Source organism: Palleronia sediminis, from assembly GCF_004358695.1.
GTDB lineage: Bacteria > Pseudomonadota > Alphaproteobacteria > Rhodobacterales > Rhodobacteraceae > Palleronia > Palleronia sediminis.
In genome coordinates this window covers 1-8,463 of sequence record NZ_SNAA01000031.1, presented here as the reverse complement: position 1 = coordinate 8,463, position 8,463 = coordinate 1, and the positions used below count along the sequence as shown (strand labels likewise).

Here is an 8,463-nt window from a genome sequence, read left to right as displayed (position 1 = left end):
GGTAGGTTGAAAGACTGGCGTCGCATCGCCACCCGCTACGACAGATGCCCGAAGGTCTTCCTCTCCGCCATCGCCCTCGCCGCAACCGTCATGTTCTGGTTATGAATCCTGACCCTAAGGCGATCGCAGCATCGAGAAAGGCCACATTGTCGAGAATGATAGAGGAGCTCAGGACGGACCCGACCGTGAAGGTCAGGATCATGTCGTACATATTGAACTGCGCGACCGTCCGCTTGCCGGACAGCCGGAGCAAGAAGAGCAGTAGCAAGAACCCCAAGATAACCGCTACGGGGATATGCCAGTAAGCGCCTTCGTCGTCGAAAAACATATGTTATTGTCCTTGTGGACATCGCCCCCGGCGTCGTGCCGGGGGCGGGAGATCATTGCTGTTCGGTCTGCGTACCGGACCCGGGACGCGCCTTGCCGAGATCGGGCTTCTGGCCCATAGGCTCTACTTTTTCCTTCACCGAGAACTCGGCGCGGCCGTCGAGAGAGGAGCCGGAGGTCCAGCGTCCCTCGGGAGTCGGCTCGTCGAGCGAAGTGTTGAGGAAATAGTAGCTGTGTTCCATCGCCTCGTGATCCTCTGGCGTCGAGTTCGGGATTGGGAGCTGTTGGTTCCAGCCACCTAGTTCCTCGATCACCGCCAGCCATTGCTGCTGATGCATCGTGTCCCGCGCGATGAGGAAGGACAGCATGTCCTTCATCCCGGCATCCTCGGTCATGTTGTAGAGGCGACTGGCCAGCACCCGCCCGCCCGACTCGGCCGTGGCGTTGGCCATCATGTCCGCCGCCAGATTTCCCGTGGCATAGACGTGGCTCATGTCGAAGGGCACGCCGTTGGCGTTCACCGGCATGGCCGACAGCCCCGAGCTAAGAATGTGGCGCGGGTTGGCCCCGCCCATGATCGCGTGAACGACCGGGTCCTTCGCCGCCTCTTCTTGTACCGACACCGGGGCGCCCTCGAGGTTCAATGCGACCGCATGACCGAGGAACTCGATATGCGACAATTCCTCGGTGGCGGTCATCATCAGCATGTCGCGGTACTTCGCGTCGCCGCGTGCACCCATGGCCTGAAAGAAATACTGCATCGCGACGCGTATCTCGCCCTCGACGCCTCCGATGGCCTGCTGGAGGTACTTGGCGAATTGCGGATCGGGGGTATCGACCCGGACTTCATACTGAAGCTTGCTGGAATGATGGAACATCGTCATCTCCTTTGGGGGACAGGTTGGGAAGGTTCGGCCAACTGGCACGGGGCATCAGCTCGGCCAGCCGTCGTTCGAGTGAGGCGCATTCGCGTTCAAGGGTAACGGCCTCGTCGGTAAGGCGGGCCCCCGCGAGGCTGCGCTCGGCAATAGTGTCGGCCATTCCGCCGGGCGCTCGACCGCGCAGACGGCAGGAGGCGACGACCACGGCGTCCCAGGGCCGCGCGACCCGAAGGCCATGGCCGATCAGGGCGGCGGCCATGCGGCGATCCTCATGGCACGACACCGGATTGATACCACCGACGGCGCGGTAGGCCGAGGCGTGCCAGGCGATCAGCGCGCCGGGGCTCTGGCCGTGCGCAGGGAACGGGTCCCATGGGCGCTTCGCGAGGATTGCCGCGATCAGGGCGCGCAGGCAGTCGCACCGGTCCTCGGCAGCGCCATGCCGTTGGACCGGCTCCGGCAGGCTGGCGAACTCGGTCGCGTCGGGCACGACCCTCCCGAAGACGACGTCGGCGTAGTCGAGCGCCCGAAGCGCCGTGGCCACGCTGCCGGGTGCCAGCATGCAGTCGGCATCTGTAGTGAACAGGATGCGCGCCTCGCGATCCAGCGCGGCTTCGAGGCCAATGGCCCGCGCCGCGCCGACGCCGCCCGCGAGGGCGGGTGTTTCGATGACCGCGGCCCCCTCGGCCCGCGCCAGTTCCGCCGTGGCGTCGGTGCAGCCATTGGCGACCACGAGTGCAGCAAGCCCCTCGCGTCGAAGGGAGGCGAGCGCTATCGGGAGGCGATCGGCTTCGTTGCGGGCCGGAATGACGGCGACCGCCCGCTTCACGATCCTGCCCCATCGAGCGGAGAGAAGATGGCAATCCGGTAGCCATCGGCGACATGCGGCGTCCGGCAGCGCCGATCGGTGGCGGCGGCGAAGGCCGCGACGGCCTCGTCCCCGCTCAGCGCGTGGCCCGTCTCGCCGCGCCATGTCACGCAGATCACATCCGCGCCAGGATGATCCCGGTCGAGGTCTCCGGCGATCCGCGCGATGGCGCTCTGGTCGAGGAAGTAGAGGATCTCGCTCAGGATCACGAGGTTGTAACCCGCCCCGCCCGGCGGTTCGGGTAGGGCGCAAGGGAGGAACGCTTCCACGAAACGGCCCGTCGGGACGGCCGCGCGCGCTGCCACAAGTGCTGAGGGGACCGCATCGATCCCGGTATAGGACGCGCAGCGCGGTGCGATCCGGCGTGCGAGCTCGCCGTTGCCGCACCCGATCTCCAGCGCCATCCCGTAATGTGCCCGTGGTAAAGTTCGCTCGACCGCAGCGAAGCGCTCCGCCTCGTAGGGCGAGCTGCGGAAATCCCAGGGATCGTCCGTATTGGCATAGAGTCCGTGCAGGTGCGCGAGGTTCGCAGGCGTCATGGCTGCACCTCCGCGAAGACTTCGGCCTCGGCGCAGAACCGGTCGGCGAAACCGGGTGGCATGGTGAAGCCCTGCGGGTCGTCACGCACCACGAGGCCCATCTGACTGCGATGTGCATGGATCGCTGCGCGCTTGGCTGGTCGCCGGTGCGGCAGGTCCAGCCGTAGGCCCACAACCTCGGTGCCGCCGGACCAGCCATGCCAGCGCGACCAGACGGCATAGGACCAGAGTCGCAGGCCGGGACACTGTGCTGCGACGCGGCGGGCGGCATCGGCGCAGGCGACGTGGTCACAGTGTGGATCATCCGATGAGGCAGTCAGAACGACTCTCGCTTCGAGAGCGTCCACCAGCCCAGCGAGGTCTCGCGTGAGGTCACCTCCAAGCGCGTGCAGCCGGTGCAACGCGGCGTCCGGGTGACCGAGCCAAGTGATATCCCGCACCGGATCGCCCCCGAGACAGCGGACAGCTTTCGACAACTCGTCGCGACGCAGGGCCGCGAGCCGCGGACCCGGCCAGTCGCGCGAACCGGGATGGGAGGCCGCGCCATTGGTCAGGCAGGCGACATGCGTGGACAGCCCCCGGTGCCAACGCTCGGCCAGCAGCAGCCCGCAGCCCAGCGATTCGTCGTCCGGATGCGGCGCGAGCACCAGCATCGGCGCCTCGCCCAGCAGGTTTTCGGGCGATAGAGCGCTCATCGCAGGCCTCCCGGACCGATGTCCAGCGCCGTCCCCAAGGCCCGGTCGAGTTTCGCGTCCGGCCCCGCCTGGCGTAGGAACAGTGATAAATCGCGCCGCATCCGGTCCACTGGGCCCTGCAAGTCGTGCGCGGCCATTCCCAAGCTGCGCTCACAAAGCGCGAGGATGCGGATACATGCGCCCTCCACCGCTTCGCGCGCCATCAGTGCATGGGCCACCGCCCGCTCCACTTCCTCGGGCAGCGCTTCGGTTGCTCCTTCCACCGCAACGGCGGCGGCCTCGACCACGGCGCGGGCAGCGACGGCCTCGGCCATCGCACGCCCCAGCCGATCGCGCTGAATCGGATCATCCAGTCTGCCCATGCGCCGCAGCAGCGCGGTCCAGCGGTCGATCAGGCCTTCGGCGCCCCCGACGTGGGCGGCACAGTAGCGCCAAACGCCGCCCTCAAACCACGGTTCATTCATCAGCGCCCCCGCAGCGCCGACGCAGCCCGTGTCATCGAGAACGATCCCGGTCGCGTTGAACCCGCCCGAGCGGGACGCGCGCATGGCAGATGCAGTCCAGGCGTCGTGATCGTGGCGCGCGAGATCGCCCGCAGGCAGAAGGAACATTCGCACTGGCGCGCCGGCTACCGCCCGCGCCGTCACGAGCGCAAAATCAACATGGCCGAGCCCGGAAGCATAGCGCTTGGACCCCGATAGCCTGATGCCGCCTTGTACGCGGTCAACCCATTCCAGCGGCTCGGGCCCGTCCGCGCCCCAGACACCGAGAAGCGCGTTTCTGCGCACCGCCATTCGCATCGCGTTCCGCGCGGGGGGCTCGCCATGTATCTCGACGAGGATCGCGGCGTTTATGTGTCCTTCGAGCAGGCGGGCCAGCGCAAGGTCGGCTGCGCCCACGCGGCGCAGCAGGTCCGACAGAGCCACCGCTCCCTCCGGCGCCCAGCCGACGCCGGCCCCCTCCGGCGCGGGCAGAACGGACCTCAGGATGCCCGCCGACCGGAGCATGTCGAGCGCGCCGCCAAGGTCGGGCAGTTCCCGCGCTGCCGCATCGGAAGATATGCGTAGGCGGTCGAGCAGGGCAAGGATCGCATCGCTTGGTGCGGTCGCTCCCAATGCCGTCGTTCCAAAATCGTGGTGGCCCATCCGTCCCTCCGCATGCGGTTGATCCGCAAGACATCAGATAGCCGGGCCGGTGAACCGGCAACCTATAAGTAAATTAGTTTATGGCTCGCGGTCGGGCGGTTGTCGGAGCTCGAGATAGGCAGGATCGAAGCCGGAATAGCTCCTTAAGCGACTGGGATCGGGCAGCCGCACGTGGCCACGCTCCCATTCCAGCAATCCCTCGGCTCGAAGGTCTCGGACCGCATGGTTCACATGAACCACGGAGTACCCTAACGCCTCGGCGATCCCACGCTGGTCGAGAGGTATTGCAAAGCCATCCGCAAAGACCAGTCCCACCGCATGCATTCGAGCGTGCAACTCACACAGAAGGTGCCCGACCCGTTCTGTGCCACGTAGTGCAGCACGCGTGGTGACCCAGACACGGTGCATCTTGGCGTCGATCAGCGTATCGAGCCACAGCAGCCGAGCGAGATGCGGGTGATCCTGCGTGATCGCCTCCAGGTCCGCGGCGGCGACGAACTCGACCGTACAGGGGCCCACGGCGAGGATGTCGTGATCGATATGCTGCAGCAGGAAGGAATGAAGATCGATGAAATCGCCGGGCACGTGAAGGGCGCTGATGACCCGCTCGGACCCGCCGATCCGGTGCGACCGCATCGCCATGCCGTCGACCAGCAGGCAACTACCGTCCGGAGCGACCCCCTCGGCGACGATCCGGTCCCCGTGGGCGTAGACCGTGCGTTCCACCGGCAGGTCACGCAGAACGGCCCGCTCCGCTGCCGACAGATCGGCGCGCCGCGACATGCTGGCTTCCAATCGAAGCGTGTTCGCCATCCTGCACTCCTTCAGAACGTTGCAATGAGCGGCTCGCAGAGACGCGCATGCGATGTGAATGCATGAAAAGCCGCGCTCCAGGTCAAACGCCGATTGATGCGCATGGCAAGACGGGCTTTCCGAGCCTTCATTTCTCTGTATAGACAGAGGGCCCCACAAGACCAGATGCCAGGAGGTCAGTGTATGCCACTGAGGAGCGGACCGATTGGCACCATCCGAGCGCCCCAGCGCCGAGGCTTGGCGTGAACGCTTCGAACGATGGCTCGAAGCGAAACGCCGCAGGAAGATCTGGAACTGGACCCCGAGGCGCATGACGACACGCCCAACGAGAATGTTTCCGACTGGACGTCGAGACAGCAACGCTCTTCCGGCAGGCCCTCAAGCAAACTCGCATGGCAGTCACGATTGCCGATCCGCACAGGCCTGACAGCCCGATTGTCTACGCCAACCATCCTTTCACCGAACTGACGGGCTTTCCGCTGGAAGAGATCGTTGGGCGAAATTGTCGCTTCTTGCAGGGTCCGAAGACCGACCCGACCGCGGTGGAAGAGATCCGCAACGCCGTTGGCGCGCGCGAGGTTCGTGTGGTGGAACTGTTGAATTACCGTCGCGACGACTCGACGTTCTGGAATTCGCTGTATGTCGGACCGATCTACGACGATTCGCTTTGTGAGTTCCGGGCCGAACTTCTGGACCCAGCGATAAACTGTCGACCGATTTACGTTAATATCGCGCTCTGGGAGGAGATCAACGACATCTCGATAGGACAGGGGATAGCGCAGGTACCAGCTTACCGCGCAAAGGTTGACGTTCCACGGAAAACGGTGGGGCTTGAACAGCGATTTGCGTGCCATGATCGAATAGCCCCCATCGCCGCTCTTGTCAGCGATCCCGCCCGCACTGCCATACTAACGGGGCTCATGATGGACGGGCGCGCGCTGACGGCCGGTGAACTGACACGGGAGGTGGGGAGGGGCGGCGGCGCAGATTGCCTCGTGCCATTTGACAAAGATGGAGGAGGCGGGGCTTCTGGTGCGGCGTAAGCAGGGTCGCCATCGCTACGTGGCCCTCGCCGGGGACGAAGTTGGCCGGATGCTGAAGGAGCTGATGGGCACGGCCGCCGTCTCCGGGCAGACGCGCCTACGGATAGGCCCTAAGGAACCCGCTCTGCGCGACGCACGGGTTTGACCTCGCGGGCAGACATGCCGTCGCGCTCCTGCGGGCGCTGATGGACCAAAGTCGCAGTCGCCGACGAGGATTTGATCCTGACCGATGTCAGAGCCCTGCGCTTCGAGCGGTTCGGCTTCAACCTGCCCGCCCTGCGCCGCATGCGTCGCCCCGTCTGTCGCGCCTACCTTGACTGGTCCGAATGGCGCTACCATCTAGGCGGCGGTCTTGGCGCGGTCGCGGTTGAACAGCTCTATGCCCGCGGCTGGGCCAAACGTGAAGCCGACACGCGCGTCGTCCGCTTCTCCAACAGCGGCATGGCACAGTTTCGAGACACGTTTCAGTTGAGAGACTAGACGTCACGATCGCGAAATTCACTGAGCGAAGTTCTCCGAAGCTGTCATTCGTTCGCGCCGCAGCATCCGGCAAGGTGGGCTCGGAGATGAGATAGGTCTCGACGAGCCGGTCGAGGTTCAGGGCGAGAAGGCTACTGAGCTGGATATGCGTCTGTCCGTTGCGGGCGATGCCGGTCCGGCGCCCCGTGTCCCAAAGGCAGCCAAGATATCTCTCAGTCCTTCGAATGGACGGGCGAAGCGGCGCGCTTCCCGCGCCCGCGCCGCCGTCGTCTTAGGGTGTCAGCACCACCTTGATGCAGTCGTCCTTCTTGTCGCGGAAGGTCTCGTACATTGCCGGTGCCTCGTCGAGCTTGCCGCGATGGGTGATCAGAAAGGTCGGGTCGATGCGACCCTCCTGAATATGCTCAAGCAGCGTCGGCGTATGCTGCAGCACATGGGTCTGGCCCATCCGGAACGTGAGCGCCTTGGCGAAGGCCGCACCGATCGGGAACTTGTCTACGATCGCGGCATAGACGCCGGGAATCGACACGATGCCCCCCTTCTGCGCACACATGATCGCTTCACGCAGCACATGCGGCCGCCCGGTCTCCTGAAAGGTGGCGGTCTTGACCTTGTCGTAGACGGTATCGATGATCCCGGAGCCGTGCGCCTCCAGCCCCACCGCGTCGATGACCTTTTCCGGCAGACGCCCGCCCGTGGCCTCCATCAGCGCATCATAGGGCTTCACCTCGGAGGGGTCGATCACCTCCGCCCCGTGTGCCCGGGCCAGCGCGCAGCGCTCCGGCACGTCCTCGATGACGAAGACCCGCTCCGCCCCGAGCAGCTGGCAGGATTTCAGGGTGAACAGGCCGACCGGGCCCGCGCCCCAGATCGCCACCGTGTCGCCGGGGCCGACCTCGGCATTGACGGCGGCCTGCCAGCCCGTGGGAAAGATGTCGGTCAGGAACAGCACCTGTTCGTCGGACAGGCCGTCGGGAACCTTCATGTGTGTCGCGTCGGCATAGGGAATGCGGACATATTCCGCCTGCCCGCCGTCATATCCGCCATAGAGGTGGGAGAAGCCGAACAGCCCCGCGCCCGCCTGCCCGGTCACCAGCGCCAGCTTCTCCCGCTCGCGATTGGTCTCATCGCAAAGGGAGAACTCCTTCTTCCTGCACCAGTGGCAGTGGCCGCAATTGATGGTGAACGGAACGATGATACGATCGCCCTTCTTGAGGTTGCCGACCTCCGGGCCGACATCTTCGACCACGCCCATGAACTCGTGGCCCAAGATGTCGCCGGTCTTCATCTCGGGCATGAAGCCGTTGAACATGTGCAGGTCGGACCCGCAGATGGCGGTACTGGTCACGCGGATGATCGCGTCCCGGCCATGTCCGATAACGGGGTCGTCGTGGGTGTCGACGCGGAAATCTCCGGTTCCGTGATAGGTGACGGCGCGCATGGCAGCTCCTGCATAAATTTCGGATCGGAACGGGTCCCGCAACCGGGTTCCTGATGTCTCGAACGCCACCCGGTCGGATATGTTCCGGCTCGGGGCACATTCCCGTCGCGACCTAGGCTCAGGACCCATTGATTTTAGCAGAAGTGCATGATTCACCGCGCGAAAACAGAGCGGTGATATGTCTGATCTCTTCTGGCTGAGCGATGCGCAGATGGCGCGTCTGGAGCCCTA

General features: G+C 65.1%; 9 protein-coding genes and 3 pseudogenes. 3 read left to right on the top strand and 9 right to left on the bottom strand.

The genetic code is table 11. From position 1 onward, the window contains the following. Window positions 1–105 (top strand): annotated as a pseudogene (locus E2L08_RS16430) (IS5/IS1182 family transposase); the annotation flags it as partial. On the opposite strand, the gene E2L08_RS16425 reads toward E2L08_RS16430, so the two are convergent. The 7 genes from E2L08_RS16425 to E2L08_RS16395 all read right to left on the bottom strand — a co-directional run bounded on the left by E2L08_RS16425 (window position 89) and on the right by E2L08_RS16395 (window position 5,268). Next, window positions 89–328 carry a DUF421 domain-containing protein gene (locus tag E2L08_RS16425; RefSeq protein WP_133398173.1) on the bottom strand — a complete coding sequence of 80 codons (240 nt, stop codon included), beginning with the start codon at window positions 326–328 and terminating at the stop codon, window positions 89–91. The pseudogene E2L08_RS16430 and the gene E2L08_RS16425 sit on opposite strands and share 17 nt — an antisense overlap. A gap of 52 nt (window positions 329–380) precedes the next feature. Continuing rightward, the gene (locus E2L08_RS16420; RefSeq protein WP_133398172.1) at window positions 381–1,205 is read right to left on the bottom strand and encodes a manganese catalase family protein; all 825 of its coding nucleotides are present in this window, start codon (window positions 1,203–1,205) and stop codon (window positions 381–383) included. Beyond that, the gene (locus E2L08_RS16415) at window positions 1,174–2,037 is read right to left on the bottom strand and encodes a glycosyltransferase family 2 protein (protein ID WP_168771189.1); all 864 of its coding nucleotides are present in this window, start codon (window positions 2,035–2,037) and stop codon (window positions 1,174–1,176) included. The genes E2L08_RS16420 and E2L08_RS16415 overlap by 32 nt, the downstream gene beginning before the upstream one ends. Next, a complete protein-coding gene (locus E2L08_RS16410) occupies window positions 2,034–2,615 on the bottom strand; it encodes an SAM-dependent methyltransferase (RefSeq protein ID WP_133398170.1) in 582 nt (193 codons plus the stop codon). The genes E2L08_RS16415 and E2L08_RS16410 overlap by 4 nt, the downstream gene beginning before the upstream one ends. Further along, window positions 2,612–3,310, bottom strand: coding sequence for a PIG-L deacetylase family protein (locus tag E2L08_RS16405; protein ID WP_133398169.1), 699 nt, complete (start codon window positions 3,308–3,310; stop codon window positions 2,612–2,614). Before E2L08_RS16405 ends, E2L08_RS16410 begins: the two co-directional genes overlap by 4 nt. Further along, entirely contained in the window at window positions 3,307–4,455 is a 1,149-nt protein-coding gene (locus E2L08_RS16400) for an acyl-CoA dehydrogenase family protein (protein WP_133398168.1), read from the bottom strand. Before E2L08_RS16400 ends, E2L08_RS16405 begins: the two co-directional genes overlap by 4 nt. Window positions 4,456–4,533: 78 nt before the next feature. Then, the gene (locus tag E2L08_RS16395) at window positions 4,534–5,268 is read right to left on the bottom strand and encodes a Crp/Fnr family transcriptional regulator (protein WP_133398167.1); all 735 of its coding nucleotides are present in this window, start codon (window positions 5,266–5,268) and stop codon (window positions 4,534–4,536) included. Between the two features lie 341 nt (window positions 5,269–5,609). On the opposite strand from E2L08_RS16395, the pseudogene E2L08_RS17485 reads away from it, so the two are divergent. After that, a pseudogene (locus E2L08_RS17485) lies at window positions 5,610–5,915 on the top strand (PAS domain-containing protein); the annotation flags it as partial. 15 nt (window positions 5,916–5,930) lie between these two features. Here the strand turns inward: E2L08_RS17485 and E2L08_RS17480 are convergent. Beyond that, a pseudogene (locus tag E2L08_RS17480) lies at window positions 5,931–6,122 on the bottom strand (IS6 family transposase); the annotation flags it as partial. Between the two features lie 405 nt (window positions 6,123–6,527). Between E2L08_RS17480 and E2L08_RS17145 the strand changes: the two are divergent. Then, window positions 6,528–6,791 carry a hypothetical protein gene (locus E2L08_RS17145; protein WP_206077033.1) on the top strand — a complete coding sequence of 88 codons (264 nt, stop codon included), beginning with the start codon at window positions 6,528–6,530 and terminating at the stop codon, window positions 6,789–6,791. Window positions 6,792–7,062: 271 nt separating this feature from the next. On the opposite strand, the gene E2L08_RS16375 is transcribed toward E2L08_RS17145, so the two are convergent. Then, window positions 7,063–8,232 (bottom strand): zinc-dependent alcohol dehydrogenase, encoded by a 1,170-nt coding sequence (locus E2L08_RS16375; RefSeq protein ID WP_133398166.1) that lies wholly within the window; start codon window positions 8,230–8,232, stop codon window positions 7,063–7,065. Window positions 8,233–8,463 lie beyond the last annotated feature (231 nt).